This window comes from Bacillus sp. AFS031507 (genome assembly GCF_002584635.1).
Lineage (GTDB): Bacteria > Bacillota > Bacilli > Bacillales > Cytobacillaceae > Neobacillus.
This window is the reverse complement of sequence record NZ_NUOW01000013.1, coordinates 406,435-432,949: the sequence shown is the minus strand read 5'-3', so window position 1 is coordinate 432,949 and position 26,515 is coordinate 406,435. Positions and strand designations below refer to the sequence as shown.

28 protein-coding genes and 2 pseudogenes are annotated in these 26,515 nt (G+C 36.6%); 19 read left to right on the top strand and 11 right to left on the bottom strand.

The genetic code is table 11. From position 1 onward, the window contains the following. Positions 1-81: 81 nt before the first annotated feature. From adhE to COE25_RS14705, 4 genes are all read left to right on the top strand, one after another. The gene (gene adhE / locus COE25_RS14720; RefSeq protein WP_098933121.1) at positions 82-2,685 is read left to right on the top strand and encodes a bifunctional acetaldehyde-CoA/alcohol dehydrogenase; all 2,604 of its coding nucleotides are present in this window, start codon (positions 82-84) and stop codon (positions 2,683-2,685) included. Positions 2,686-2,917: 232 nt separating this feature from the next. Next, entirely contained in the window at positions 2,918-3,517 is a 600-nt protein-coding gene (locus tag COE25_RS14715) for a hypothetical protein (protein WP_256942286.1), read from the top strand. 19 nt (positions 3,518-3,536) lie between these two features. Beyond that, positions 3,537-4,265 carry a hypothetical protein gene (locus COE25_RS14710; RefSeq protein ID WP_088086170.1) on the top strand — a complete coding sequence of 243 codons (729 nt, stop codon included), beginning with the start codon at positions 3,537-3,539 and terminating at the stop codon, positions 4,263-4,265. A 2-nt stretch (positions 4,266-4,267) separates the two neighbouring features. Continuing rightward, entirely contained in the window at positions 4,268-5,335 is a 1,068-nt protein-coding gene (locus COE25_RS14705) for an alpha/beta fold hydrolase (protein ID WP_257208836.1), read from the top strand. A 75-nt stretch (positions 5,336-5,410) separates the two neighbouring features. On the opposite strand, the gene COE25_RS14700 is transcribed toward COE25_RS14705, so the two are convergent. Next, complete coding sequence (locus COE25_RS14700; protein ID WP_098933120.1) at positions 5,411-6,193, bottom strand: alpha/beta fold hydrolase; 783 nt, start codon at positions 6,191-6,193, stop codon at positions 5,411-5,413. Positions 6,194-6,340: 147 nt separating this feature from the next. Between COE25_RS14700 and phaQ the strand changes: the two genes are divergently transcribed. The 5 genes from phaQ (at position 6,341) to COE25_RS14675 (ending at position 9,920) form a co-directional block, all read left to right on the top strand. Next, a complete protein-coding gene (gene phaQ, locus COE25_RS14695) occupies positions 6,341-6,778 on the top strand; it encodes a poly-beta-hydroxybutyrate-responsive repressor (protein WP_088086172.1) in 438 nt (145 codons plus the stop codon). Next, entirely contained in the window at positions 6,759-7,358 is a 600-nt protein-coding gene (locus tag COE25_RS14690) for a hypothetical protein (protein ID WP_179195747.1), read from the top strand. The genes phaQ and COE25_RS14690 overlap by 20 nt, the downstream gene beginning before the upstream one ends. A gap of 339 nt (positions 7,359-7,697) precedes the next feature. Further along, complete coding sequence (locus COE25_RS14685; protein WP_306298925.1) at positions 7,698-8,207, top strand: C40 family peptidase; 510 nt, start codon at positions 7,698-7,700, stop codon at positions 8,205-8,207. Between the two features lie 233 nt (positions 8,208-8,440). Continuing rightward, positions 8,441-9,271, top strand: a complete 831-nt coding sequence (locus tag COE25_RS14680; RefSeq protein WP_088086175.1) for an undecaprenyl-diphosphate phosphatase — start codon at positions 8,441-8,443, stop codon at positions 9,269-9,271. Positions 9,272-9,491: 220 nt separating this feature from the next. Continuing rightward, on the top strand, positions 9,492-9,920 hold the full coding sequence (locus tag COE25_RS14675) for a CotY/CotZ family spore coat protein (RefSeq protein ID WP_098933119.1): 429 nt from the start codon (positions 9,492-9,494) through the stop codon (positions 9,918-9,920). Positions 9,921-9,984: 64 nt separating this feature from the next. Here COE25_RS14675 and COE25_RS14670 read toward each other — a convergent pair whose 3' ends face one another. Continuing rightward, positions 9,985-10,791, bottom strand: a complete 807-nt coding sequence (locus tag COE25_RS14670) for a glycerophosphodiester phosphodiesterase (protein ID WP_098933118.1) — start codon at positions 10,789-10,791, stop codon at positions 9,985-9,987. 250 nt (positions 10,792-11,041) lie between these two features. Between COE25_RS14670 and COE25_RS14665 the strand changes: the two genes are divergently transcribed. After that, positions 11,042-11,137: a YjcZ family sporulation protein gene (locus COE25_RS14665; RefSeq protein ID WP_026566235.1), complete on the top strand. Its 96-nt coding sequence runs from the start codon at positions 11,042-11,044 to the stop codon at positions 11,135-11,137. Positions 11,138-11,170: 33 nt separating this feature from the next. Next, entirely contained in the window at positions 11,171-11,299 is a 129-nt protein-coding gene (locus COE25_RS14660) for a YjcZ family sporulation protein (protein ID WP_142354475.1), read from the top strand. Between the two features lie 26 nt (positions 11,300-11,325). On the opposite strand, the gene COE25_RS14655 is transcribed toward COE25_RS14660, so the two are convergent. The 3 genes from COE25_RS14655 to COE25_RS14645 all read right to left on the bottom strand — a co-directional run bounded on the left by COE25_RS14655 (position 11,326) and on the right by COE25_RS14645 (position 14,011). Then, positions 11,326-11,748: a YkvA family protein gene (locus tag COE25_RS14655; protein WP_257208835.1), complete on the bottom strand. Its 423-nt coding sequence runs from the start codon at positions 11,746-11,748 to the stop codon at positions 11,326-11,328. A gap of 125 nt (positions 11,749-11,873) precedes the next feature. After that, positions 11,874-13,607 carry an AAA family ATPase gene (locus COE25_RS14650; RefSeq protein WP_257208834.1) on the bottom strand — a complete coding sequence of 578 codons (1,734 nt, stop codon included), beginning with the start codon at positions 13,605-13,607 and terminating at the stop codon, positions 11,874-11,876. 143 nt (positions 13,608-13,750) lie between these two features. After that, entirely contained in the window at positions 13,751-14,011 is a 261-nt protein-coding gene (locus tag COE25_RS14645) for a hypothetical protein (protein ID WP_098933116.1), read from the bottom strand. 200 nt (positions 14,012-14,211) lie between these two features. Here COE25_RS14645 and COE25_RS14640 point away from each other — a divergent pair, with 200 nt between their 5' ends. The 4 genes from COE25_RS14640 (at position 14,212) to COE25_RS14625 (ending at position 18,622) form a co-directional block, all read left to right on the top strand. Next, entirely contained in the window at positions 14,212-15,792 is a 1,581-nt protein-coding gene (locus COE25_RS14640; RefSeq protein ID WP_098933115.1) for a peptide chain release factor 3, read from the top strand. Positions 15,793-16,024: 232 nt separating this feature from the next. Beyond that, complete coding sequence (locus COE25_RS14635) at positions 16,025-16,501, top strand: hypothetical protein (RefSeq protein WP_098933114.1); 477 nt, start codon at positions 16,025-16,027, stop codon at positions 16,499-16,501. Between the two features lie 244 nt (positions 16,502-16,745). Next, the gene (gene sigI, locus COE25_RS14630; RefSeq protein ID WP_098933113.1) at positions 16,746-17,492 is read left to right on the top strand and encodes an RNA polymerase sigma factor SigI; all 747 of its coding nucleotides are present in this window, start codon (positions 16,746-16,748) and stop codon (positions 17,490-17,492) included. Further along, positions 17,489-18,622: an anti-sigma factor domain-containing protein gene (locus COE25_RS14625; RefSeq protein ID WP_098933112.1), complete on the top strand. Its 1,134-nt coding sequence runs from the start codon at positions 17,489-17,491 to the stop codon at positions 18,620-18,622. Before sigI ends, COE25_RS14625 begins: the two co-directional genes overlap by 4 nt. Before the next feature lie 43 nt (positions 18,623-18,665). Here the strand turns inward: COE25_RS14625 and COE25_RS14620 are convergent, their stop codons facing one another. The 4 genes and pseudogenes from COE25_RS14620 to COE25_RS14605 all read right to left on the bottom strand — a co-directional run bounded on the left by COE25_RS14620 (position 18,666) and on the right by COE25_RS14605 (position 20,407). Next, a complete protein-coding gene (locus COE25_RS14620; protein ID WP_088086184.1) occupies positions 18,666-18,869 on the bottom strand; it encodes an alpha/beta-type small acid-soluble spore protein in 204 nt (67 codons plus the stop codon). 328 nt (positions 18,870-19,197) lie between these two features. Next, positions 19,198-19,486: pseudogene (locus COE25_RS14615) on the bottom strand (heterodisulfide reductase-related iron-sulfur binding cluster); the annotation flags it as partial. Next, a pseudogene (locus tag COE25_RS14610) lies at positions 19,453-19,904 on the bottom strand (sugar diacid recognition domain-containing protein). The pseudogenes COE25_RS14610 and COE25_RS14615, both read right to left, overlap by 34 nt. Positions 19,905-20,053: 149 nt before the next feature. Further along, positions 20,054-20,407: a DUF3905 domain-containing protein gene (locus COE25_RS14605; protein ID WP_088086185.1), complete on the bottom strand. Its 354-nt coding sequence runs from the start codon at positions 20,405-20,407 to the stop codon at positions 20,054-20,056. Positions 20,408-20,543: 136 nt separating this feature from the next. Between COE25_RS14605 and COE25_RS30760 the strand changes: the two genes are divergently transcribed. Together COE25_RS30760 and COE25_RS30755 are read left to right on the top strand one after the other, a co-directional pair. After that, entirely contained in the window at positions 20,544-20,705 is a 162-nt protein-coding gene (locus COE25_RS30760; protein ID WP_166257651.1) for a hypothetical protein, read from the top strand. Continuing rightward, entirely contained in the window at positions 20,705-20,842 is a 138-nt protein-coding gene (locus COE25_RS30755; RefSeq protein ID WP_168242602.1) for a hypothetical protein, read from the top strand. Before COE25_RS30760 ends, COE25_RS30755 begins: the two co-directional genes overlap by 1 nt. A gap of 20 nt (positions 20,843-20,862) precedes the next feature. Here COE25_RS30755 and COE25_RS14600 read toward each other — a convergent pair whose 3' ends face one another. Together COE25_RS14600 and COE25_RS14595 are read right to left on the bottom strand one after the other, a co-directional pair. Then, the gene (locus COE25_RS14600) at positions 20,863-22,608 is read right to left on the bottom strand and encodes a B12-binding domain-containing radical SAM protein (RefSeq protein ID WP_098933111.1); all 1,746 of its coding nucleotides are present in this window, start codon (positions 22,606-22,608) and stop codon (positions 20,863-20,865) included. Between the two features lie 125 nt (positions 22,609-22,733). Next, the gene (locus COE25_RS14595; RefSeq protein WP_098933110.1) at positions 22,734-24,428 is read right to left on the bottom strand and encodes an L-lactate permease; all 1,695 of its coding nucleotides are present in this window, start codon (positions 24,426-24,428) and stop codon (positions 22,734-22,736) included. Positions 24,429-24,754: 326 nt separating this feature from the next. On the opposite strand from COE25_RS14595, the gene COE25_RS14590 reads away from it, so the two are divergent. Continuing rightward, the gene (locus COE25_RS14590; RefSeq protein WP_088086188.1) at positions 24,755-25,483 is read left to right on the top strand and encodes a FadR/GntR family transcriptional regulator; all 729 of its coding nucleotides are present in this window, start codon (positions 24,755-24,757) and stop codon (positions 25,481-25,483) included. A 309-nt stretch (positions 25,484-25,792) separates the two neighbouring features. Next, the gene (locus COE25_RS14585; protein WP_098933109.1) at positions 25,793-26,512 is read left to right on the top strand and encodes a (Fe-S)-binding protein; all 720 of its coding nucleotides are present in this window, start codon (positions 25,793-25,795) and stop codon (positions 26,510-26,512) included. The last annotated feature ends 3 nt before the right edge of the window (positions 26,513-26,515 follow it).

The window sequence follows — 26,515 nt, the reverse complement described above, 5'->3', positions numbered from 1 at the left end:
GACCTTAATAGCATTTGAATTATAAACAAACCTATATTCAGTCGAATTTCCGAAATGAAATGAATTTGGAGGAGATATTAAATGGCAGTTGAAGAAAGGGCAGTACTAGATAAACAGATGATTACTTTAATGATTGATACATTAGCTAATAACGGTGCGAAGGCGCTCGGTGAATTCCGTTGTTTCAATCAAGAAATGATCGACGAAATCGTCAAACAAATGGCTCTCATCGCACTTCAAAATCATAAGAATCTAGCAAAGTCTGCCGTTAGTGAAACTAGAAGAGGTGTTTATGAAGATAAAGTATTCAAAAACATGTTTGCCACAGAGTTTATTTACAACAATATTCGAGATATGAAAACTGTTGGTGTCATTAACGAAAACGAAAATGAAGGAATGGTAGAGATTGCCGAGCCAGTTGGTGTCATTGCGGCGGTCATTCCGATTACAAATCCGACGTCCACAGTTATTTTTAAATCATTGATTTCGCTTAAAACAAGGAATCCAATTATTTTTGCTTTTCCGCAATTTGGGCAAAAATGCTGTACTGAGACAGCAAAATTACTTAAGGAAGCCGCTATTAAGGCAGGCGCTCCAGAAAATTGTATTCAATGGATTGAAGTTCCCTCACACGAAGCTTTTCAGGCCTTAATGAAGCATCCGAAGATATCCCTCATCTTAGCAACAGGTGGACCAAATTTAGTAAAGGCGGCTTACAGTTCAGGCAAACCTGCACTTGGAGTTGGCGCTGGAAACGTCCCTTGTTATATTGAAAAAACCGCTAACATCAAACGCGCAGTTAACGACATTATCTTATCAAAAACATTTGATAATGGCATGATCTGTGCTTCTGAACAAGCTCTTATAATCGATCAAGAAATTTATGAAGAAGTAAAGCAAGAAATGATAGCAAATAATTGTTATTTTCTTAATGAAGAAGAGCGATTAATGGTGGAAAAGGTTGCAGTTTTTGAAAAAACCAATTCTATCAATCATTTAATCGTTGGATTGCCCGCCTCGATGATAGCTAAATTGGCAGGAGTAAATGTCCCGGTAAATACCAAGATCCTCATTGCTGAATTAAAGGGAGTAGGTCCGAAATATCCGCTTTCATGTGAAAAACTAAGCCCGCTTCTTGCCTGTTATAAGGTTAATAGTTTTGCAGAAGGCATGCATATTGCTGAGGAAACATTGGAATACGGTGGACTTGGACACTCAGCTGCGATTCATACAGCTGATCAAAATTTAGTAGATATGTTCGCACTACGGATGAAAGCCGGCCGAATCATGGTCAATACACCATCGACCCATGGGGCAATTGGGGATATTTATAACACATCATTACCGTCATTAACAATCGGATGTGGAACTTATGGGGGGAACTCGGTGTCACAAAATGTTGGAGCACAAAATCTGATAAATATTAAAAAGGTTGCAAAAAGAAGAACGTTTACCCAGTGGTTTAAAGTGCCATCACAGATTTTCTTTGAGAAAAATTCAATTCAAACGCTTGCTTCAATCCCAGAAATCTCAAAGGCATTTATTGTCACCAGCGGAAGCCCTGTGAAAAATGGCTATGTCGACAAGGTTCTTTATTATCTTAAAAAGAATCCAAGTAAAATCCAATTTGAAACATTCTCCGAAATTGAACCAGAACCGGGCATTGATACAGTTATGACTGGTGCGGAAAGAATGAGAAAATTTCAGCCGGATTGTATTATTGCCCTTGGTGGTGGTTCAGTAATGGATGCTGCGAAAGCAATGTGGTTATTCTACGAACAGCCAGAAACTGATTTTCATAGTTTAACGCAAAAGTTTTTTGACCCAAGTAAGAGAGTTGTAAAATTCCCAGCTCTTCGTGGAAAAGCAAAATTTGTTGCGATTCCGACTACTTCTGGGACGGGTTCAGAGGTCACAGCTTTTTCTGTCATATCAGATAATAATGCAAATATTAAATACCCACTTGCAGATTTCCAATTGACACCTGATGTTGCAATTATCGACCCGCAGTTTGTCATGACCGTTCCAAAGCAGGTTACTGCTGATACAGGGATGGATGTCCTGACACATGCAATTGAGTCCTATGTCTCAGTATTGGCGAATGACTATACAGATGGACTTGCATTGAAAGCAATTCAGCTTGTCTTTAAGTATTTGCCACTTGCTTATAGGGACGGCAGTGATGAACTAGGTCGCGAAAAAATGCACAATGCATCGACAATTGCTGGGATGGCTTTCGCCAATTCTTTCCTAGGGATAAATCATAGCCTTGCCCATGTATTAGGTGCAGAATTTAATATCCCGCACGGACGTGCCAATGCGATTCTTTTGCCGCATGTAATCCGTTACAATGCAGCAAAACCAAATAAATTCATGACCTACCCTAAATATGAAAGTTTTATTGCAGACGAGCGCTATGCTGAAATTGCCAACATGCTTGGCCTGCCTGCAAGTACAACGGAGGAAGGTGTTGAAAGCCTAATTCAGGAAATTATTAAGCTTGCTGAGGACCTGGAAATTCCAATGAGTATCGAAGCAAACGGAGTCAATAAAACAGAATTTGAAAGCAAAGTAACAGCTCTCGCAGAACTTGCCTTCGACGACCAAGACACAATTGCCAATCCAAAACAACCATTTATTAGCGAACTTGCGGAGATATACCATCAGGCATTTAGTGGGATATAAACTTAAAAACCAGACATTAACAAAACAATTTTTTGCAAAAATCAATCTTGCACCATATAAAGTGCCAAAAGAAATTGAATTTCTAGACGAACTCCCTAAATCATCAGTAGGCAAGCTACTTATAAGAATGCTCCGAAAAGAACATGAAAAAGTGGAGGTTTAAAAAGGAGATATTTATTTGCTTTAAATTAATAGTAGGATTTCACTAATATTTCTTGAAAGGATGCGAGTAATGATGACTGACAAAAACGAAATAGAAAAAGACGCCAGTGAAGCACAACTTTCTAGCTTAGATATCCTCTGGCACAAAGCATTTAATGAATTAGACGAATGGGCCAAGCGAGGGGATTTCCGGGATGAGGTTTTCCTGAAAGAGGCAATGTTTTTTGCTGACAGCATCAAAAGGAATCAAGGCAATATAAAAGCAATATCAGAAAAATTTAATAAGGAATTTGCCGAATGGGAAAGAACTACAAGGGAGGAATTTTTGATGTCCACCACTACTCTGCAGCATTTCTTCCCGTTAAGGTCGTATGAAGAAATCAATGTCCAGATTGATCAAATTCAAAAAAGAACTATGTTGATTCTACACAAACCTTTTCAAACGATTACCCACAATCAAGCTATGGATAAATACCTTGAAATTATTGATCAATATATTGCTGTAAGGAAAAAAAGCAGGAAGCAATATATAAAAACCGTTAAACAAGCTGGTAACCTTATCTATGAAAATCAAAAGGGGTTTGTGAATCTTTTTGCGAGACAAATCAAATCACTAATGTTCCCATTAAATAAATACATGGAAAAAGTAGAAGAACATACAAAATCATAATAACAAGGAGCGTTCATAAATGTCTAAGGAAAAAGTATATGATCCATTTCTAAGATTCAGAAGAATTAGTGAAATGTGGGAAAACCAATTGAATGGTCTGTTATACAAGATAACTGATAATAATGAGTTTGTTCGTTTGTTAAAGGTTGGTACGGAAAGCCATGCACGGTACATGGAGCTGTTAAGAAAAAACCAAGAACTCATGGCTGGGGTAATGAATATTCCAACGAAAAAAGATGTTGCTAATGTAGCAAAGTTGTCGCTTCAAACGGAAGAAAAAATTGATATTTTAGAGGAACAAATTTGGAATTTGCAGGATAGTTTAGGTTCGTTAAATAACGAAAATTCGGCTATGTTTCAAGAGATGGTGAGCATCGTTAAACAAATGAAGAATGAATTCCAAAAAATGGCCGAAGAAATAACGGGAACACAAAAACTTAAAGAAGATTTTCAAGAATTACGGCAGGGTCTTGTAGATATAAAAATTATCCAAATTAATCTTCAGGAGTTGCGCAAAGAAATAGAGGACATTAAGGGAATCAAAGCGGAGTTAAAAGGAATTAGTGATACATTTGAATCTGTAAAAATTCAAGGGGATTTCCAGGAATTGAAACAAGGAATAACAGAGATATCGGATATTAAGAAGGAGCTAGCAAAATTGAAAAGTCTTATGCAAAAAGGAAAGACAAAAGACAAGGAAAAAGAACTGACTCTTACTGGTGCTGGCACGAAGGATGAAAGGGGTTGAAAATGATGAGTTCTAATGCATCAGTTACATATTTTATACCACTTCTGGATGTTGGAAAAGAATCAGCAAGGTGGAATAGAGTCTATAAAGTCTTAACAGAACCGAAGCCGGATATTGTCTCTACACCAAGAGAGATTATTTGGAAAAAAAATAAATCAACCTTATATTATCATCCGGCAAAAGAAAAAAAGTATCAGGTTCCATTGTTTATAGTCTACTCACTCCTTAATAAACCTTATATTTTAGATATCGGCGAAGGGAGCAGTGTAGTAGGCGGACTAACAGAACGAGGATATGATGTCTATTTTCTAGATTGGGGTTCTCCAGGTTACGAAGATAGTGAAATAACCCTTGATGATTATATCCTTGATTATTTGGAAAATGGCGTCAAACGGGCCTTACGACATTCCGTGGCAAAAGAAATATCGATGATTGGCTATTGTTTAGGAGGGACTGTTGCCGCCATCTTTGCTTCTCTAACGAAATTACCGATTAAGAATTTAGTCCTTGCTACAGTTCCAATTGACTTTAGCATTGGCATTGTTCCGGATAAGTGGTTAAAAGGGCTGCAAAAAGGGGTAATTAACTTTGATCGTCTTTCTGAAGTGTATGGAGTAATCCCATCAGAAATTATGTATGGATTGTTCAGAGGACTCTCTCCAGTCTATGTGAGTCCCATGATAAACCTAATTTCCCGAGCGCATGATGCAGATTATGTTGAAAAGTGGCGGCGGATGGATAAATGGACAAAAGACTCGGCATCGTTTTCGGGTGCAGCGTTCAAACAGCTATTTAATGATTTATATAAAGATAACAAACTCCTTAAAGGAGAGCTCAAAATTGGCGGTAGAAAAGTAGATTTAAAAAATATCACTTGCTCTTTCTTTGTCTTCTCAACTTCAAGAGATACGCTGATATTAGAGAAGCAAAGCCTTCCTGTTATTGACATGGTATCTAGTGAAGATAAAACCTACCAGGTTTTTGAAGGCGGGCATGTTTCACTAGCCTTAACTGGGAAATTTGCTATTTTCGCAGATAAGTGGCTATCCTCTCGTTCGCAAGAAATTTAGGATTTTCTCTCATAAACTGATAGGGTATAGGAATAAATGATAAGCAGGAAGAACCCCATCCTTTCCGCTTATCATTTATGAAGCTCTTTTTTGTTGAACGAGGAATTTTCGCAGGAGGTTATTAAATCGCTCTTTTGCTTCCAGTTTGGCAAGATGACCGGTATTCCTCATAATAATAAATTCAGAATGCGGGATTAATTTGTGCATCCAGGCTTGAATCCAAATCGGCAATATAGAGTCATATTGTCCCCCAACAATAAGGGTTGGAACATTTACCATCGGTAATAACGATAAATTATTGACTTCAAAGCATGCTACCAAGGAGTCAATAAAAATATGTTGTTTAGGTTGGAAAAACTTATCGAATTTTTCAAGCGTTTCTTTATTCCAAGAGTAAAGTGCCATGCGTGCTGCAAATTCCGAGTGTTTACCTGATGTTGTAATTCGTTCAAGTTTTCCTATTCGTGAATCAAATAATAAACCCTTTAGTTTTTTGGGGAAATAGTGGAATGAGCTTATTAATAGGAGTGTACGACAGCGGTCGGGAGCTTGACGGTAAATTTCCTGTGCAACGGCACCGCCCATTGATAGACCAAGAATATGTGCAGTTTTAATTTCTAACTCCTGCAGTAAACCAATTATGTCTGAACCAAAATTTCGAATCGAAATTCCATCTGATTTATTGCACGCCCCATGACCGCGTAAATCAGGGATGATTAACTCAAATTGATCTGCTAATTCATATTGGTCTTCCCAACCTTCTTTTACTTCACCTAAACCATGGATCAACACCAATGGTTCCCCCTTACCCAAGTGTAAATAAGGGACCCCCGACTTACTAATTTTTGCTTTTTCCATTTCACAGCACCTTCTATTTTTATTAGTTTATTACCAAAGTAAGGTAAATGTAAACTTTGATATTTTACTTTTATTCATATTTATTTACTATGTTGACAAAATATTACCCATAAGTGTAAAATACATATAGAGTGAGGTGATTAAGATATGGTGAATCAAGACAATCAATCAATTAATGCTTCAAAAAATTTTGTGCTACCATTTATTTTATTACTTCTTAGTAAGGTTTCTCTTCATGGATATGAGCTTAGCCAGAAGCTAGAGGCATTCGGGTTTAAGACACTTGATCAGGGAAATTTATACAGGTTGTTAAGACAACTTGAAAAGGACGAGCTGTTATCATCTGAATGGGATACTAACGGGAGTGGTCCTGCTAAAAGAAGGTACTCCATAACTAATGCCGGGATTAAATACTTAAAGGGATATGCCAATCAACTAGAATCCTACCAATCGTTATTGGATCAATTTTTCAAAATGTATTCCAGTTTCTTTGAGCTCTATATGCCTTCATTTCATAAGAAGGATTCCATAGAGAAAGTCAATAATAGACAGAGGAGGAATGACGATGGCACAGAAGAAAAATGAAACGGTTCTATCTGCAGTAGAAACAATTAATCAAGCAGTAGAGGAATCGGTAGCCGTAGGTTCATTTGTTAACACATTTTGGGATCAATTCGAGCTATCACGTGAACGTGCAGAACAGTTACGGGAAAATGGTGAGGATGCATATATTAATGTATTAAAGGAAGTCATCAAATTTAATAAGCAATTTAGGAAATCCGTTTCAAATTTGTATCAACAGTCGAAAACAACTAACAAGGAAATAGTCTCAGAACTGATTCATCAATTACCATTCGGTAAAGAAGATGTCAAGGACGAGGTGTTACCAATACCCGAAACTGAAGAACTTAAGAAACAATTTGTAGAGGTTTCAGGACAATTAGAGAACCTCGCTCTTACACCAATTAAGTCTATCTTTCATGTTGTTGAACAAATGGAAGATAATATCGAAAAAAGTGCAGAATCTAGTGTAGCTTATGGACGTGAACGCCGAAATGCATGGCTCCAAGTAAGGAAGGAATATGTTGAATTTGCAAAAGATTCTCATTTGAATCTTGTTGACAGAAGCAAATCCAGCTTTAAAGAATTCATTAAACCGCAATAATTATTTTTACCTTCTAAGGAGAATAATAAACTTTGAGGATCCACATAGGTAAATTTTATTCTATATTAGAACCACAATCTCTTTTCATTAAGAAACAAGAGATTGTGGTTCTTTTATTTTCGTTGGACTTTAGAGTTTAGCTAAGAATGAACACTTTGTTAAATCCTTTCCAAAAGTTACCGATGAAATGTTAATGTAATATTATTATTACCTAGTTGACAAATTTAGAAGTTATACTTCTATTTAAGAGAAAATAGGATGATACAGGTTTGCTTTATTGGAATTAAGAAGGCAGGGGTGTAAAAGCAAGAAAAACTTACTGTAATGGCAGATTTACAAATGCAAGATGGTACGCTTGCATCAAAGGAAGCACAAATAAAAAGTGATACCTCTAAGGATGAGAATACCGAACCTGTTAATATTAATGTTTCGATACCAACTACCACAAATGAAGCGCTTAATATTGTCATCCACGCAGGTGATAAGTACATAGGGAACTCTGTTTATGTTTTTGGCGGGGGAAGAAATTCTTATGATGTTGCCAATGGAAGATTTGATTGTTCTGGATTTGTTGCATGGGCGTTCAGACAGGCAGGGATTAAAGTTGGTGCCCATACCGATATTTTGAAAAATACTGGAATCAGAGTATCAAGGAGTGAAGCACGACCTGGGGACCTTGTATTCTTTGATACTTATAAAATAGACGGACACGTGGGGATATATCTTGGTGGAGGTAAATTCATTGGTTCACAAAGTTCGACGGGGATTGCGATTGCAGATTTAACGAGTGGTTACTATAAAAAGAAATTTAATGGACATGTCATGAGAATCATCAACGGCAAACAATAATTAAATGCTGTAGAGGAAATTGTCTGATGTGGCCATGTAATTTAGCGGGCCACATTTTTGTTTGTGGAAAAAAGTAAATAAATGAAACTATTACATGAATTACGTCGTTATTAATAACGAGGGGTAAAAATAAAAAAAATATTGCAAAGTAGTTAGTTAATGAGTAGAATAAATAGGTTGTAAATCATCATGACTTACGATACTGTCGCAATAGGTTAGGAGTAAATCATAACATGGAATTACTAATTTTTATTAAAGCCATTATCCTTGGATTAGTAGAAGGTTTAACAGAATTTGCACCAGTTTCCTCCACAGGGCACATGATTATCGTTGATGATATGTGGTTGCAATCTGAAAAGTTTTTGACGCAGCATGGAGCCAACACGTTTAAAATTGTTATTCAACTTGGTTCGATTCTTGCGGTTGTCGTCACCTTTAAGGACCGCTTCATCGATTTATTAGGTCTAGGCCGCTTCAATAAGAAAGTTGTTAACGAGCAAGGCCGTCTTAAATTAACACAAGTTATTGTGGGATTAATTCCTGCAGGTGTTCTAGGCGTTCTCTTCAATGACTATATTGATGACCACTTATTTTCAACCGCAACGGTTTTAATTGGTTTAGTAATTGGTGCTATATTAATGATTCTTGCAGATATTATTGGTCCAAAACATCCGAAAACACAAACAGTTGATCAGATTTCCTATGGACAAGCTTTGGCTGTTGGTTTATTTCAATGTTTATCCTTATGGCCTGGATTTTCTCGTTCCGGATCAACTATCTCAGGTGGCGTATTACTGGGAATGAGTCACCGTGCTGCAGCGGATTTTACCTTTATCATGGCTGTGCCAATTATGGCAGGTGCAAGTTTACTCTCCTTATTAAAAAACTGGGAATATATGACGATTGATGCCTTGCCATTCTTTATTGCAGGATTTATTAGTGCCTTTATTTTTGCGTTATTATCCATCCGCTTTTTCTTAAAGCTAATTAACAAAATTAAACTTTTGCCGTTTGCAATTTATCGTATTGTTTTGGCATTAATTCTTTATATTATTTTCTTTTAAATTTTAGCCAGCTTACAAAATGTAAGCTGCTTTTTTTTGTTTCAAACTTTGCAGCCAGTTTTATGTTTCTTTACCCAAATAAACATAAACGGGTAAGAACCTATCTAGAAATAATTAGTCATTTACCCGTTTTCCGTAAGAAAGTTGCCTATACCACAATTGCTGAATAGAATATTTTAAAATAAGTGGATTGTTCAACGGGACGGAAGGAGGGAAAGACATGGAAAAAGGACGGTGCGAGGAGCATTGTTTATGTAATGAAATGGAACAGTTGCTTGATGAACAACAAAGATTATCCTTTGAAGGTTTTCAATTTGTATGCGATGAAATTGGGTTTGATACCATTCCCTTTGTCCTTTCTAATAGTAAATGTCCATTTGAGGTATTGGGGAAAACGAAGAGTGGTCTATTTTTTACTACTCAAGTATTCAGATTAGAAAAACTTGATTCATGGCATTGCTGTGCAAAGCTATCGCTGCTTTTGCCTGTAGATATAGATGGTTTTCCAGTAGACCTTTGTGACGAAGTATTTTCATTAATAAAAACGAATAACTGTATTTTAGTTGATCTATCTTGTTTTTGCAGTATTCAACCTTTATCCCCGAGATTAGTTAATCGGGAACTGCCCATTGTTGAACCGAAATGTTAATAAAATGAGCAGATTAGGGTCTAATCAGGAAATAAAATATAGACCCAGACCCTAATCGATTTTCTTAACACAAATCTGGAAAGTCAGTAATAATACCTTCGACATGTAGATTTTTTAAAGTATTTACCTCATGCTTTTTTTTCGCTGTCCATATAATCGTTTTTAATCCATGTTGATGAATTCTTTTAATAAGCCTTTTATTAACCATGGTTATTTTAGGATTTACATAAGAAACATAACTTGCAAAAGACCTTAAATCTTTATTTGAAATAATATTTACACCCGAATTCTTTACTAAAACTCCAATCGGGATGGAAGGAAGCAGTTCATGAAAACGTTTAAGTGAACCACGATCAAATGATTGAATAATTATATGATTTTCTCCTGATGTTAAATTTCTTTTGATTAGTTCTTCGACAGTCTTTTCTACAATTTGCGGGTAAAGTGAGGGTTTTTTTAATTCAAGTAAAATACCAATTTTTCCTGCAAACTCATCGAAAAACTCAGCGAGGGAAGGGATCTTCTCACCAGCAAATTTACTATGGAACCAACTTCCTGCATCAAGGTTTTGAATTTCTTTCAAGGTGAGGTCCTTTACCTTCCCTTTCCCATTCGTTGTCCTGTTAACGGTTGAATCATGAATCACGACCAATTCACCGTCTTTTGTCATTTGGACATCGATTTCAAGGTAATCTACACCTAAGTCTACGGCTTTCTTAAAAGATGCAAATGTATTCTCAGGGCAGTATCCAGCTGCACCTCTATGGCCAATTTTCAAGGGAGAGTGTTGTTTATCCTTTAAGCTTAACCGTGTCATCAATCGATAAGATACCATGAAAATCAGAAACAAAAGGGTTGCGGCATTCCTCAAGTTTGGGACTCCAATCTATATATATTTGTGAACATGTTATGAAAAACAGTGGCAATTGTCAACTAAACAAAGAGAATTTTATTAAAATGAATTCAGCTAGATCATACTTTTCTATTTTGATAATTGCTTTTTGTTGTTAAGAATGGGCTTCTTCTTTTTTTTCAAAACTGGGTAATTTGGATATGTGTCTATCGCACATTTTTATCCATGTGAATAGGATATATGGAAATCAGAAAAGGAGGTAATGTAAATGTCTGGTGCAGCTGGTGGCTACGGCGGCGGATTTGCCCTACTAGTCGTTTTATTTATTTTGTTAATCATTATTGGGGCTTCATGGTGCTACTAAGTTTTCTATTTATATAAAAAGGAGGTCATGAAAATGTTTGGATATGGTGGATATGGATGTGGATATGGTTATGGTGGTGGCTGTGGCTACGGCGGCGGGTTCGCTTTAATCGTAGTATTATTTATCCTCTTGATTATTGTAGGTGCAGCTTGTTTTAGATAAGAATTTAAAAAGGTGAACCCGCTTGGTTAATCAAGCGGGTTCTCTTGTGCAAATATATTGGCTCGTTTCCATTTACTAAATGCATCTAATTCGCTGGAAATTTTTTTTACGGTAAAGCCAATCAAGGCGGCGTCATCCAATATGCCAAGCCCGATGATAAAATCTGGTACTAAATCAAGTGGTGAAACAAAATAAAGCAGGGTTCCGACAACGGTAAGAATTGTACTGGGAGAGACATTTTTATATTCACCCTTCGAATAAGATTTAACCAGATCAAAAAATAATTGCAATTTTTCCCAAACTTCTTCTAAGTTTTGTTTTTTCTCATTTGCCATTTTTATTGCTTTGTTTAGTAAGCCTTGTGTTTTTTGCTGATCGCCGAGGAAATCTCTAGCTTTGACATTATATTTTTGCTGCTCTTTTTCAAAAATCTTCTTTTTACTTAACAACCTGTCCACTTCCTTTTTTAAAAGACCATCCTTAGTGTTCCACAAAAATAAAAAAACCATGAGATAATAAATCACAAATAAAAACAAAAACCAGGCGTATGAGCACCTGGTTTTCTACTACTATATTAAACAATGTTTTCATTTAAATTAGTCTGCGTTCCCCATACAATATCCTCGATTTCAGAGCCTTCAAGGGTTTCTTTCTTTAATAAAGCCTCGACTAATTGCTGATACTGATTATGATGACTATTAATGAGGTTTTCTGCTTTTTCTAATGCTTTTCTAAATAGTTCTTGCATTTTTTCTTCTTTATCTTGTTTATTGAAGGTCAACTGGAATCCTTCTTGAAGCATTCCGGTATCCACCATTTGTTCAATGATTTGTTTTGCCTGCTGCACGTCTCCACCAACTCCGATACTGTGTTCACCCAAATGCATTCTTTCGGCAACTCCGCCGGCTAATACCATTGCCACACGCTCTAGTAAGTCACTGGTTGTCGACAAGTGTAGTTCCTTTGGAATGGGTGCAACATAACCCAACGCCTCACCGCGAGGGATAATGGTTGCTTTTCTAACAGAACCTGGCTTCGTTAGTGATGCCACAATGGCATGACCTGCTTCATGTATGGCAACCCTCCGCTTTGTTTCAAGGTCTTGTAATGAACGGGAAGTACTCCCTAAGATGGTTCTATCAAGGGCATAGTCAAGATCATGCTTCTTAATCATATCCTGCCCATTTCGAACTGCTCTCCTACTTGCCGTTTCAAAAAGGGACTGAAGCTCTGCACCTGAAAAACCAGAGGTGCTTTCTGCTAATTCATCTAATTTTGAAAGTACATCTTTAGCAAAAGACTTACCTTTAGCATGAATACCAATGATTTCTCTTCTGCCTTTTGTGTCAGGCAGCGGTACATGAAAGGAGAAGTCGATTCTTCCTGGTCGCAGAAAGGCTTCATCAAGCAAGTCTTTTCTATTGGTTGCAGCAATAAATAGAATTCCATCATTTGAATGTCCGCCATCAAGCTGTACAAGTAATTCAGTTAATGTTTTTTCTGCTTCCTCGCCACCATGTGCCTTTCTTTTAGCAGCTAGAGCATCTACTTCATCGATGAAAATAACAGCTGGACTTTGCTTTCTAGCCGTTTTAAACAAGGAACGGACCCGACTGGCCCCTACACCAATGAACATTTCATTAAAAGCTGAACCACTGGCTGTAAAAAATGAAGCATTGATTTCACGAGCAATTGCTTGTGCAAGTAAGGTTTTACCAGTTCCAGGAGGTCCGTACAACAGTATGCCTTTCGGTGGTTTAATTCCTAATTTTGTTGCTCGTTCCGGTTCTTTTAGGGTAGTAAGTGTTTGTAATATTTCTTCCTTCATTTCGTCTCCAAGGCCACCTACATCTTTTAAGCTAATAGAAGGAAGTGCGCGAGAATTGGCGACACTATTTTTCATTGAATTATTTAATCCGAGGCTGCCCTTTGTTTTTTGAAGAGCGTATGCTGCTCCAGCCAGAAGAAGAATAACACCACCCAAAATCCACTTTCCATATTTACTGCTAGTGGAGTATGAGTATTCGATATTATATTTTCCAACCAGTTTGTCTAACATTTGACTATTGGGAGGAACATGGGAAATAAATTCGCCTTCCCTTGTTTGAATATATAGGCTCCCATCAGGTTTTTCAATTAGTTTAACTACTTTTCCTTGTTGATCTTGAATGGTTTTCTCAACAGAAGAGAAGGGAATAGCGACTTCATTATTTGTGGTCTGGACGACCCAGATCGTTCCTGCAATAACTAATATAAACGCTGCAATTAGCGGAATAAACTTTGAAATTTTTCGTATACTTTGATTCAATGCCTTCATCTCCTTCAACAGAATACTACTCTATTATAAAGGCATTTCCAGAAAAATGGATGTGGGAATCGTTGGGAAACTCTTGTGTCGTAATGAAAAAAACACCAGCACTTTTTTGAATAGTGTGGTGTCTTTAATAAAGATTAGGATAATAGACGTAGATGTGGAATAATTGGCATCAATACACTCTGAGCAATCACACCAATGCTTGCACCTATACTCGATGCTTTACTCCATTTAAAAACATGAACTTTTTCATCTTTTCCTTCATACAAAAATAATAGCTGTTCGCCTTCCTCAGCAATTCCAATTTTTTTATAAGAAATGTTATTCTCCTTTAAAACAATATCAAAGGCTTTATGCAATAAATTTATGGTCTGCTGATCAATTTTTATAATATTCATTTCCCGTTACCTCCGTTGTGATTATGTATGAACGGTCCTTAATACAATGATTTCCGCGTACCTTCATTATATTCTTTCTGAATACGGGATTAAAGAAATAATCGATGCTGATTCAATTGAAATATTGCAAAGTTAGCGTTTCAGAGATAAGATTGAGGTTATGGACAAAAATTTTTATTGTCAAAAGAGAGGAAAACGAAATGGGTAACAATTTTAAAGAAGATGTATTGTCACGCCGGACATTTGCAATTATTTCCCACCCTGATGCCGGTAAAACCACGCTAACTGAAAAATTATTATTATTCGGCGGTGCCATTCGTGATGCGGGCACTGTAAAAGCGAAAAAAACGGGAAAGTTTGCTACAAGTGATTGGATGGAAATTGAAAAGCAGCGGGGAATATCGGTAACCTCCAGTGTAATGCAATTTGACTATGATGGATTCCGTGTCAATATTTTGGATACTCCTGGCCACCAGGATTTCAGTGAAGATACGTACCGTACTTTGATGGCTGTAGATAGTGCTGTGATGATCGTAGATGCTGCAAAAGGGATTGAGGCACAAACACTCAAGCTTTTTAAAGTATGCCGGATGCGTGGTATTCCAATTTTTACATTTATGAATAAACTTGATCGCCAAGGCAAGCCGCCACTTGAACTTTTGGCTGAATTAGAAGAGGTTCTCGGCATTGAATCATATCCGATGAACTGGCCGATTGGGATGGGGAAAGAGTTCCTTGGAATTTATGATCGATTTAACAATAGGGTTGAACAGTTCCGTGTCGATGAGGAAGAACGATTTATTCCATTAAATGAAGACGGGGAAATAGCCGGGGACCACCCGCTAAAAACGTCGGGACTTTATGATCAAACACTTGATGAAATCATGTTGCTTAATGAGGCTGGAAATGAATTTTCAGCGGAAAAAGTAGCAGCTGGTAACCTGACACCTGTTTTCTTTGGTAGTGCGCTAACTGCCTTTGGTGTCCAAACATTTCTTGAGTCTTACCTAGAGTTTGCTCCGCCCCCAAAGGCGCGTAATTCATCCATTGGGGAAATTGATCCATTAGGGAACCAATTTTCAGGTTTTGTCTTTAAAATTCAAGCAAATATGAATCCGGCACACCGAGACAGGATTGCTTTTGTACGAGTGTGTTCTGGGAAATTTGAGCGAGGAATGACAGTGAATATTCCGCGTTTGAATAAACAAATAAAGCTTTCTCAATCGACATCGTTTATGGCGGAAGAACGAAATACGGTAGATGAGGCAGTTAGTGGAGATATTATAGGCTTATACGATACAGGCACTTACCAAATTGGCGACACACTGACTTCTGGAAAAGATGATTTTCAATATGAAAGACTGCCTCAGTTTACACCAGAACTGTATGTCAGAGTTTCTGCCAAAAACGTGATGAAGCAAAAATCATTTTATAAAGGAATTCAGCAGCTCGTCCAAGAAGGAGCAATTCAACTTTATAAAACAATTAAAACGGATGACTATTTATTAGGTGCAGTTGGTCAATTGCAGTTTGAGGTTTTTGAGCATCGAATGAGAAATGAGTATAATGCAGAAGTATTAATGGAACGGATGGGGTCGAAAATAGCTCGTTGGGTTGAGGGTGAAACCGTCGATGAAAATTTATCGAGTTCCCGTTCTCTTCTAGTTAAAGACAGATATGACCATTATGTATTTTTGTTTGAAAATGACTTTGCTCTCCGTTGGTTTCAAGAGAAAAATCCAACAGTTAAACTCTATAATCCAATGGATCAGGAGACTTAAGAAAAGTGGCAGGTTTGATACCTGCCCTTTTTTACAGATTGATAAAACAGAAAATTCAGACTAGTTCACTGAGATTGGGTCAAATTTGCCCAATACTACTTGCGCATTCTAAAAAAGAATTAAGGTTGGGAAATAATATTGATTTTCTGTTATTTTTTTACATAATCTGGATAAGCTAAGTTGAAGTGTTTTTTAGCTTACAAAAATATGCCATGAGAAGCGGGATTGTACGATGAAAAAAATGAGCAAACTCGAAGCTGTTTTATGGAATATTGCTTTTCCTGGTTTTAGTCAATTGTTAATGGGTCAATATATCAAAGGAATATTGTTCGTTGCATTAGAAGTAATGATCAATGCCAAAAGTCACTTTAATATGGGAATTATGTTGAGCTTCTTAGGAGAAATTGACAGGGCACATGCGGTTCTAAATTATCAATGGCTTATGTTTTATCCATGTGTCTATATGTTTTCCATGTGGGATGGTTATCGTTCTGCCATGCCTAAAGAGGAAAAATACACATTTTTACCATTTGTCTTCGGTGCGTACTTCGTCACTGTGGGTTTAATGCTGTCACCTAAAGTCACGATTCTAAAAGTTCACCCAGGCCCTATATTTTTACCAATGTTGTTTTTAATTCCAGGGCTGCTAATTGGCTTTGTATTAAAATTTTTAATGTCTATAAAGCTTCGAAAAAAAAAGATCGAATAAAAAGCTTCAAATCAGGATATATCTGGTTTGAAGCTTTTTATTGGGAAAATTTTTTTTATTATAACCCCCACAAACTGGTTCAGAAGAAACGTAACTATGTAGTAAAAAGAAAAAGGCAATAATCCTCTAAACAATAAACAGGAAATGATAGGCATTCTTGGTGCTATCTTTTTCTAAATGCTTTACACCCATAAAGTCAAATATAACAGCATTATGTTATAATTGGTCGAATAGAGGTGAGCAAATGCTAAGTTTATTGTTTATGGCCAAAAAGAAAAAAAGAACTTTGGAAGAAACCGTTCTCTTAATTCAACAAGGTGAGCAATACCTACTTGACGAAATTATCAGTGCTTATAAGCCATTTATTGCAAAAACAGTGTCTTCAGTATGTAGACGATATATCTATGAAACCGATGATGAATTTAGCATTGGTCTCATCGCATTTAACGAAGCGATTGAGAAATACTCAACTGAGCGCGGAAGTTCTTTATTGAGTTTTTCCGAAGTCATAATCAAAAGAAGAGTTATTGACTATATCCGTAAACAGTCAAAAAATCAACACCTAAGTTTTGATTTAACTAATGATACCAAAGACGAAGAGTCAGCAGGAACAATCATTGTTAACGAGCTCTCACTTGATGACTACAATAAAAAGAATGATGATCAACTAAGGAAAGATGAAATCCTTCACTTTCAAAAATTATTGAATACCTTTGATTTAAGTTTCAGTGACTTAGTTGAGAATTCACCTAAGCACTTCGACGCCCGAAAAAATGCCATTATAATAGCGAAAATGTTAGTAGAAAATCAGGAATTAAAAGAATTGTTATTTACGAACAAGCGTCTTCCCATTAAGCAATTAGAAAAAATGGTAGATGTCAGCAGAAAGACAATTGAACGGAACAGGAAATATATTATTGCCATTGCACTTATTTTAGCGGGTGATTATATCTTTATGAAAGATTACATAAAGGGGGTGCTTGAAACATGAAAAAGGGAGTTGTAATGGAAATAGATGATGCATTCCTAACGCTTTTAACCCCTGAAGGTGAGTTTTTGCATGCCAAGAGACAAAATCAGCCATATGCAATTGGAGAAGAAATCCATTTTTTTCCGATTGAAAGTGTTAAAACTACGAATCATTTTAATACATTAAAAAATGTTTTTAAATTAAAACCAGTTTGGGCGCTAATGGCAGCATTATTTATCTTCCTCGGTTCGTTTTTTCCCATGTATCAAAATAATAAGGCATATGCCTATATGTCCATCGATGTAAATCCAAGTATTGAGTTAAGTATTAATAAAAAAATGCAGGTTGTAGAGGTAACTGGTTATAACAAAGAAGGAAAAGAGATTATTTCCCAATTGAATAAATGGGAAAAAGAGGATGTTTCTAAAGTAGCTCAAACTATTTTGGCTGAAATGAAAAAAGAAGGCTACTTGAATACTAAGGAAAACATTATTATTTCCACGGTCCGGACAAAAGAGGCTGAAGTTAAGATTGATAAAAAGCTTCAAGAGAATATTGATGAGATCAAGGCGTCAGTGAACAAACAAAAGTTAGGAATTACAGTTTTAAAAGCTACGAAAAGTGAATGGAAAAAAGCTCATAAGCTTGGTATCACAACTGGGAAATACAAGAAAAACAAAGTTCAGGGTTCTATTAATCAAAATGAGAAGACAAAAGATAAGGGCAGAAAAATTGATAGGAAAGCTATACCCTTAAGTTCGGCTAACACAAATCCCTTAGGTCAATTCAAAAAACAAACAGAAAATAAGGCCATCGAAAACAATGGGATTGCAGGAAATAAAAAGCAAACTGAAAAAATATGGTTAAACGGCAAATTCATACCACCTGGGCAGTTAAAAAAGATCGAAGATGATCAACTAAAACAGAAACAACAACAACCCAAAAAGCAAAATAATCAAAGGGAAAAATCATCTGGAAATCAAAAATCAAAAAGCAACGAAATAAATAAAGATAAAGACAGTCAAAAAGGGAAAGGCAGAAATATCGGAGAACATCAAGGGGAATATAACCAAAAGTATAAAGAGAAAAACAGCGAAAAACAAAATGGGAAAAGTTACCAAAAATATAATCACAATCAAAAGGATAAATAAAGTCCGGATATATTATCCCGGACTTTTTTCCATATTTATTAAATTATTTTTGAGTGAATTGTCCAGAAATTTGTGCTTGGGCTTGTTGAACAAGGCGTTTTGTAATTTCGCCACCTACAGACCCGTTTGCTCTTGAAACAGTATCTGAACCTAAATTAACGCCGAATTCTTGGGCAATTTCGTATTTTACCTGGTCTAAATATTGTTCAATCCCAGGCACTAACAACTTGTTACTGCTATTGGCCATTTTATTCAACTCCTTCTTTTCGGTACAGAGATAATTTCAGCTCTGTATAAGTATTATTTATTTATTTTTGTGATTTATAAGTGGTAATGTTTTTCGGTTTTGGATTTTAATAAGAAAAGCGCAAGCGCCCTGTTCAGCGGCGTATGGCCTGGAGCGCTCCAACTGAGATAAAGGAAACACGAAGAGCCGAAGGTGATTCGATGTTGACTTATCGTAGGGCGGAGAGCGAAGGACACTAGCCGCTAGGGCGCTGGAGCTGGACAATTTTCAAAGTCGCAATTTATGCTTTCTTATCTTGTAAAAAAAGAGCCCTTCGGCTCCTCTTTCATTATTTTTTAACTGCTTCTAATAGCAGGTCAACGATGTGTACACCTCTCATTTTCTCAGAGAGTCCTTCTTTTTCAATCCCAACTTTCATTTGCAATAAGCAGCCAGGGTTGGCAGTAACAATAGTTGCTGCATGTGTGTCTTTTGCTTGTACCATTTTGTAATCAAGCATTTTCATCGACATTTCTGACTCAATAATATTATATATTCCTGCCGAACCACAGCAACGGTCGGCGTCTTTCATTTTCTGCATACTCTACACCTTTAATAGACTGGAGAAGCCGTCTTGGATAGATAAAAGCTTTGCTCTGCTTAAAAATGAGTCGTTCCATTCTTTAGCTTGAACCCAATCCATAATGAATGATTCTACAGCACGCGTGTGCCAATCAAACTGCTCAGTATAATAATTTTTACTTATGAGGAGTTCCGTCATTTTTCGGATCACTTCACCAAAAGGGGTGACTTTATCTGGTTCACCTGTGATTCCAATAACTCCAATTACATCATGTTGAAAGAAGATTGGTAAATTAATCCCTGCTTTCACACCTGTTAACTTTAATTGATCTTCTTCTGTAATAATCTGCTTTTGCTTTTTTGTGCAGTAACCAATGCCCCTTCATGGAAGGTCCTGACACGTTCTAAGTCTGTAACAATGATATACCCGTCTGTGTTAACAACAATAATATCTTCACCGATTAATTTTCTCACTTCTTTAACTATTTTTTCTGCTAACTCAGGTAATAGCAACGTCTGCACCTCCGAAAAATGCTCACTTTTATTATATCAATGTTTATTTAGAGGTGTATGTTAAAAAAAACACTCTGGGTGGATATCCCAGAGTGTGATCAAATTATAAATTAATCGCTTCCTTTACTAACATCTTTTGTGGGATGCATAAAAGGGTAAGCTTGTGGTTTCTTTTTACTTTCTAATAAATCACGATTTTCGGCTGTGTTCCAGCCGATATCGTTTGTAGGGTGAACCCATTCATCTCCAGCCATGATAGCGGGGTCTGTATCTTTTGTCCAGGTTTCTAATGGTGAATTAGAAGAGGCGTATATACTATCACCAATTGTCACACCATGTTTATTTACAAAAGGAGGCTCCATCTTTATTCCAGTACCTTCAAAGCTTGGGGCATTAATTTGATGTGGCATCGTTTCATTCATGCTTACCTGATCCGCAGACTGTGTATTCTTCGCATTTTTCATTTTTGCATCACTCCTGTTTTTTCTTATTTTCTTCGAGTCATGGGATTTTATTTATGAAAAATAAGGAAAGGAATGATAACTCTATATTTGTTCAAAACTATGGTAGTAAGATTAATTTTTAAGGGAGGATTATTCCATGGCTAAGCGCAAAGCAGAATTTGATGCAGTAGAAAAATATACAAAAACACCACATAAAAATGTTCAGGAAAGTGAATTTTCTGCGGAATTTACCGATAATAACAATGCTATAAGGTTTCAAAATCGAAATTCAAAATTAGGAAAAAAGGGAAGAAGCTAATGAAAAGCCGCCGTAAAACTCCACCCCGTATTCCGACTGAAGAATTCAGCATTGAATTTGGCGATGTTAACGGCACAAAATTATATGATATTCTCCAGGTCTCACAAAAAGAGAAGAAAAACAATAAAAAGAAATAAGCCGGCAATGCCGGCTTTAGTTAGTTCTCAAGAAATGAAAATATTAGTGTTCGGCCCTTCATGGGGTCAAAATAAGCTAATACACTGGAAGGCTGTTTATTAATCTTACCAGTTGTTTGATACAATGCTAAATCGAAGGATATTTCTTCCAACATGGTATGTTTATATAAGTCCTTTTCATCAAGGCCTAAATCAATAAACGATGGTCCTAACATCGAAGGGTGTTCAGAAATTTGTTTGTAAATTTGTGTTCTCTTTTCCTTATCAAAGCTAGCTTCCCACCAAGGTTTTCTCGGTTTATATTTATGGTTCTTTAGATAATCATATTTCATCAGGCCTATTATTACATCTAGGTCATTAACCTTTTGATGGCCCAAAAACGCATGAAGTCTGCGGAATAAATCCTCAAGCTGATGACCAATTCTGGACCAGCCTTGTTTTTCCCAGTAGGAACCAAACTGTTGGAAGAAATCAAAAGGGGATGGAAAAACATTTGTTATTAAGAATTCAACTGTTTCATCCATCCGGTGATCATTCCAATACTTTTCCAAAACATCCTCGACTTGCTTGATTCTAACGATATCATTAAATGAGAGTACGTTATTACTTAATATTTCATATGGAGAATGATCCATATAAACATATTTTTGTTCAGCAGAACGTAGTCGGACTCCTGTTCCTCGAAGCATTTTTAAAAAACCTAACTGCAGTTCTTCAGGACGTAACTCAAAAACATCATTAAACGTTTTTCGAAAAGAAGCGTAATCTTCTTCTGGTAAACCAGCAATTAAATCAAGATGCTGATCAATTTTTTTACCTTCCTTTACCATTGTGACGGTTCTACAAAGTTTTGAATAATTTTGTTTGCGCATCACAAGTTCATTTGTAAAGTCATTAGTTGATTGGACTCCGATTTCAAAGCGGAAAAGTCCCTTAGGTGCTTCTTGGTTGAGAAATTCAATTACTTCAGGCCGCATAATATCTGCAGTGATTTCAAACTGAAAGACGGTACCGGGAAGATGTTCATCAATTAAGAACCGGAACATTTCCATAGCATAGCTCCTGCTAATATTAAATGTTCGATCCACAAATTTGATGGTTTTTGCTCCATGAGTCATTAAATAAAGTATATCGTCTTTAATTTTTTCACGATCAAAATAACGGACACCCACTTCAATAGACGACAAACAAAATTGGCAGCTAAATGGACAACCGCGACTAGTTTCAATATAGGTGACTCTTTTGCCTAAATGAGCGATATCTTCAGGGAAGCGATAGGGTGACGGTAATTCCTTAAGGTCTAGCTTATTCATTTGGGGAGTAATGACAACTTGCTGATTATCACGGAAGGCGACACCAGGTACTTTTTTATAGTTACGGTTTTTTTGGATTTCAGCCAGAAGCTGTTTAAAGGTTTGTTCTCCTTCACCCATAACAATAAAGTCAACCTCAGGTATTTTCTCCATCCATTCACGGGTATCATAAGTTACTTCCGGGCCGCCTAGAACAATAATTATCGATGGATCTACTTTTTTTATCAAATTTACAACTTTAATGGTTTCCTCGATGTTCCATATATAACAGCTAAATCCAATGACTTCAGGATTCAGTTGATAAAGATCTGTTACGATATTTAAGACCGGGTCCTTTATTGTATATTCTTTAATCTGTATATTGAATTCTGGTGCTGCATAAGCCTTTAAATATCGAATCGCTAAGTTAGTATGTATATACTTAGCATTCAAAGTAGAACAAATAACATTCATAAAAAAACTCCTTTACATAAATGAAAACAATATATTATTATAACTTATTTTAGACCAAAAGGATAGGAAGCAAACAATCAAAAAGCCCATGCCGCTTGGGCATGAGCTTTCATGTGTTGAAAAGGTTAAGGTATCATCCAAGATAATACACCGTTTTGTAGGAAGGTAAGAATTCCTACTATAATGACAAGGAAAAAGCTATGTTTAATAGTGAAGCGGAATAACTCGGATTCTTTTCCTGCTAATCCTACAGCTGCACAGGCAACTGCAATAGATTGTGGTGAAATCATTTTTCCAGTTACCCCGCCTGAAGAGTTAGCTGCAAGGGCAAGTACTGGGTCCATTCCGACGGAAGTTGCTGTGATTTTTTGCAGGTTACCGAATAATAAGTTTGCAGAAGTATCAGAACCAGTAATAAACACTCCAAGCCAGCCAAGGAAAGGTGAGAAAAACGGAAATAGTAATGAACCTGTTTTGGCAAGAGTCATTCCAAGAGTAGTGCTCATTCCAGAGGCATTCGTGACATACGCAAAACCAACAACAGCAGCAATTGTAATAACTGGATACTTTAATTCATTAATGGTTTCACCAAATGTAACGAGCCAATTTTTCCAAGAGATACCAACAATGAATTTTGTCAAGAACGCAGCGATTAAAATTGCTGTACCTGCGGCACCAAGAATCTCAAGTTTATAAATGGCAGGAATTGGAGCACCAGCACTGTTAATAATTTTATTATTGATTAATGGTACATTTGGAATAAAGGTTAATGCATGTCCGATGGAATTAATAGCTTTTAAGATAGCATTTGCACCTTCATAATGACCAGTTAATGCTAGTTTAATAGTAGGCATACCCCATAAAGTTATGATTCCTGTTAACAATAAGAAAGGGGACCATGCCTTGAAAATTTGCCCTCCCGTATGTTTTACGTCTTGGGTTTTTAATTTCTTTGCGGTTGATGTAGCAGCAAGCTCTTGTTCAGAAGAAAAATGGAAAATAGTTTTTGGCTTCCAGAATTTTAAGAAGATGGCAAGTGCGAATAATGAAACAAGTGCTGATAAGATATCTGGAAGCTCTGGTCCCATAAAGTTAGAAGTAAAAAACTGTGTCACGGCAAAGGCAACTCCCGAAACAAGAATGGCTGGCATTACTTCTTTTGTTTTTTTCCAGCCTGCCATAATAAATACTAAGTAAAATGGGATAAAGACAGATAGAAATGGCAACTGGCGCCCCACCATCTTTGAGATTTCAGTAGCAGCAACTCCAGTTGGACCTTCCATGGCAATGATTGGCGCACCAATTGCTCCGAATGCGACAGGCGCAGTATTTGCAATTAGACAAAGCCCAGCAGCATATAAAGGATTAAATCCTAAACCGACTAAAAGAGCCGCTGATATGGCGACGGGTGCTCCGAAACCGGCTGCACCTTCAAGGAACGCACCAAAGGAAAACGCTACCAATAGTGCTTGTAAACGGCGATCCTCAGTAATAGATACAACAGAAGTTCTGATAATATCAAATTGTCCTGTCTTTACAGTAAGTTTGTACAAGAATACTGAAGTAATGATAATCCAGCCAATTGGTAGGATACCATATACAGCTCCTTGGGATGCAGACATAAATGCCATCCCTGCTGGCATTTTATAGGCAACAATTGCAATTACTAAGGCAATGGCTAGAGTTGATAATCCAGCAAGATAGCCTTTCATCCGTTTAATTGCTAATGCCCAGAAGAAGTATAGAATTGGAATTAGTGCAACAACTGCGGAAAGCACGAGATTATCTCCCACTGCTGTAAAATTTTGAGTAAATGTCATAATAGCTTAATCCCCCCAAATTAGCTTTTTTTGATTTTTTCTTCCCCCAAGAAATGGTATCTACCCTCCTTAATTTTAGCAACCGCTTTCAAATAGCTTTATGGTCATCTGATGACTAGATGTCTCTTGGTGCTAAAATGAATTATATGGACGATTTGGAAGAAATTCAATCTTTTTTTTAAAATATGACTTTTTATTATTTTTACGGTAAAGAAGATAAAAAACTTTATTATTTAAGATAGCGTAGATGTTAGATGCAGTTCTATCAAAAAAATGTATAATAAAGATGCGTCCAAATTACGAAATGGTTGTTAGGGGCTGGATGGGTGAATTATAAAAAGATTAAACCAAAGAAGATATATGAAGAAGTAGCAGAAGCTATTTATGAAATGATTCGAACGGGTCAAGTAAAACCAGGTGAAAAACTGGATTCAGTACAACAGCTGGCGGAAAATTTTCAAGTGGGGAGGTCTGCCATTCGCGAAGCATTAACCTCTTTAAGAGCGATGGGCCTCATTGAAATGAAGCAAGGAGAAGGTACATTTGTAAATGAGTTTGAAACAGATCAAATAACCTTTCCACTATCAACAGCTATGTTAATGAATAAAGAGGATATAGCTCAATTATTAGAGGTTCGTAAGATCATTGAAATAGGTACAGCAGCTGCAGCTGCTAAAAAGAGAACCAATCAGCAGCTCATAACTATGGAGAGTGCATTGGAAGAAATGAAACATGCAAATGGGGATGAGGAACTCGGTGAAAAAGCTGATTTACAATTTCATCTTGCTTTGGCAGATGCAGCACAGAACCCACTGCTGCTTAGCTTAATGAATCATGTTTCTGGATTAATGGAAGAAACAATGAAGGAAACTAGAAGAGTATGGCTTTTTTCTAAGCAAACAACGGTAGAACGTCTTTATAATGAACATATTGCTATTTATGAAGCAATAAAAGAGCAAGATGTAGATAAGGCTAGCAAGTTTATGCTTATTCACTTAGAAAATGTTGAGGCTCTACTACAAAAATATTTCCAATCCACCAATTTATCTAGGTAGTATTTTGGCAAAGTGATTTATTAAAAACATGTGGCTCCAATTTATTAGGAACGCATGTTTTTTTAATAGCGCTGTTAAAGCTAAATGTTGATTTTGGCACTATGTTGATTGAAGCGGAAAACAACAGCCAAGTATAAAATAGCCTTTAAATAATAAAATTTTTCTTGAAAGCACTTTCTTTACAGCGTGTTTTTTTGTATTGTAGTAAAGTAGAGATTAAGTAATATATATTTTTTATTCAAGTCATCTGATGACCAGTTCACCTGTATGATTTGACGAAAAACAGATATTTAGGAGAGGAAGACAAACATGAAGGTTACACTTTTTGCGACATGTATTGTAGATATGTTTCAAAGTAATGTAGGAAAAGCAACAGTGGAATTGCTTGAAAGGCTTGGATGTGAGATAGATTTTCCAGAATCCCAAGTATGCTGTGGACAGCCATCATATAATAGTGGTTATGTTAAAGAATCAAAAGAAGCAATGAAGCGTATGATTGATACTTTTATAGATGCCGAGTACATAGTATCTCCATCCGGTTCCTGCATCACAATGTTCCACGAATATCCACATATATTTAAGGGCGACCCTGTTTGGGAACCAAAAGCAAAAAAATTGGCGGAAAAGTCATTTGAACTTACACAATTTATTGTAGATGTCATGAAAATTGAAGATGTTGGTGCCCGTTTTGAAGGAAGTGTAACATACCATACCTCTTGTCACATGACGAGATTGTTAGGAGTTAAAAAAGCTCCTATGATTCTATTAAGCAATGTAAAAGGCCTTAAGTTTACTGAATTGCCTGGAAAGGAACAATGCTGTGGCTTCGGCGGAACTTTTTCTGTTAAAATGGCACAAATCTCAGAGCAAATGGTCGATGAAAAAGTTCGCCATGTTGAAGAAACTGGTGCTGAATACCTTATCGGTGCTGATGCAGCGTGCTTAATGAATATCGGTGGACGGATAGATCGAGTAGGAAAGCCAATCAAAGTGCTGCATATTGCTGAGGTATTAAATAGCCGTGGATAGTTA

Bases quoted from the DNA above. Each gene is read 5' to 3' on its own strand.
- adhE (WP_098933121.1), top strand. From the start codon at position 82: ATGGCAGTTGAAGAAAGGGCAGTACTAGATAAACAGATGATTACTTTA.
- COE25_RS14715 (WP_256942286.1), top strand. From the start codon at position 2,918: ATGATGACTGACAAAAACGAAATAGAAAAAGACGCCAGTGAAGCACAA.
- COE25_RS14710 (WP_088086170.1), top strand. From the start codon at position 3,537: ATGTCTAAGGAAAAAGTATATGATCCATTTCTAAGATTCAGAAGAATT.
- COE25_RS14705 (WP_257208836.1), top strand. From the start codon at position 4,268: ATGATGAGTTCTAATGCATCAGTTACATATTTTATACCACTTCTGGAT.
- COE25_RS14700 (WP_098933120.1), bottom strand. From the start codon at position 6,193: ATGGAAAAAGCAAAAATTAGTAAGTCGGGGGTCCCTTATTTACACTTG.
- phaQ (WP_088086172.1), top strand. From the start codon at position 6,341: ATGGTGAATCAAGACAATCAATCAATTAATGCTTCAAAAAATTTTGTG.
- COE25_RS14690 (WP_179195747.1), top strand. From the start codon at position 6,759: ATGGCACAGAAGAAAAATGAAACGGTTCTATCTGCAGTAGAAACAATT.
- COE25_RS14685 (WP_306298925.1), top strand. From the start codon at position 7,698: ATGCAAGATGGTACGCTTGCATCAAAGGAAGCACAAATAAAAAGTGAT.
- COE25_RS14680 (WP_088086175.1), top strand. From the start codon at position 8,441: ATGGAATTACTAATTTTTATTAAAGCCATTATCCTTGGATTAGTAGAA.
- COE25_RS14675 (WP_098933119.1), top strand. From the start codon at position 9,492: ATGGAAAAAGGACGGTGCGAGGAGCATTGTTTATGTAATGAAATGGAA.
- COE25_RS14665 (WP_026566235.1), top strand. From the start codon at position 11,042: ATGTCTGGTGCAGCTGGTGGCTACGGCGGCGGATTTGCCCTACTAGTC.
- COE25_RS14660 (WP_142354475.1), top strand. From the start codon at position 11,171: ATGTTTGGATATGGTGGATATGGATGTGGATATGGTTATGGTGGTGGC.
- COE25_RS14645 (WP_098933116.1), bottom strand. From the start codon at position 14,011: ATGAATATTATAAAAATTGATCAGCAGACCATAAATTTATTGCATAAA.
- COE25_RS14640 (WP_098933115.1), top strand. From the start codon at position 14,212: ATGGGTAACAATTTTAAAGAAGATGTATTGTCACGCCGGACATTTGCA.
- COE25_RS14635 (WP_098933114.1), top strand. From the start codon at position 16,025: ATGAAAAAAATGAGCAAACTCGAAGCTGTTTTATGGAATATTGCTTTT.
- sigI (WP_098933113.1), top strand. From the start codon at position 16,746: ATGCTAAGTTTATTGTTTATGGCCAAAAAGAAAAAAAGAACTTTGGAA.
- COE25_RS14625 (WP_098933112.1), top strand. From the start codon at position 17,489: ATGAAAAAGGGAGTTGTAATGGAAATAGATGATGCATTCCTAACGCTT.
- COE25_RS14620 (WP_088086184.1), bottom strand. From the start codon at position 18,869: ATGGCCAATAGCAGTAACAAGTTGTTAGTGCCTGGGATTGAACAATAT.
- COE25_RS14605 (WP_088086185.1), bottom strand. From the start codon at position 20,407: ATGAAAAATGCGAAGAATACACAGTCTGCGGATCAGGTAAGCATGAAT.
- COE25_RS30760 (WP_166257651.1), top strand. From the start codon at position 20,544: ATGGCTAAGCGCAAAGCAGAATTTGATGCAGTAGAAAAATATACAAAA.
- COE25_RS30755 (WP_168242602.1), top strand. From the start codon at position 20,705: ATGAAAAGCCGCCGTAAAACTCCACCCCGTATTCCGACTGAAGAATTC.
- COE25_RS14600 (WP_098933111.1), bottom strand. From the start codon at position 22,608: ATGAATGTTATTTGTTCTACTTTGAATGCTAAGTATATACATACTAAC.
- COE25_RS14595 (WP_098933110.1), bottom strand. From the start codon at position 24,428: ATGACATTTACTCAAAATTTTACAGCAGTGGGAGATAATCTCGTGCTT.
- COE25_RS14585 (WP_098933109.1), top strand. From the start codon at position 25,793: ATGAAGGTTACACTTTTTGCGACATGTATTGTAGATATGTTTCAAAGT.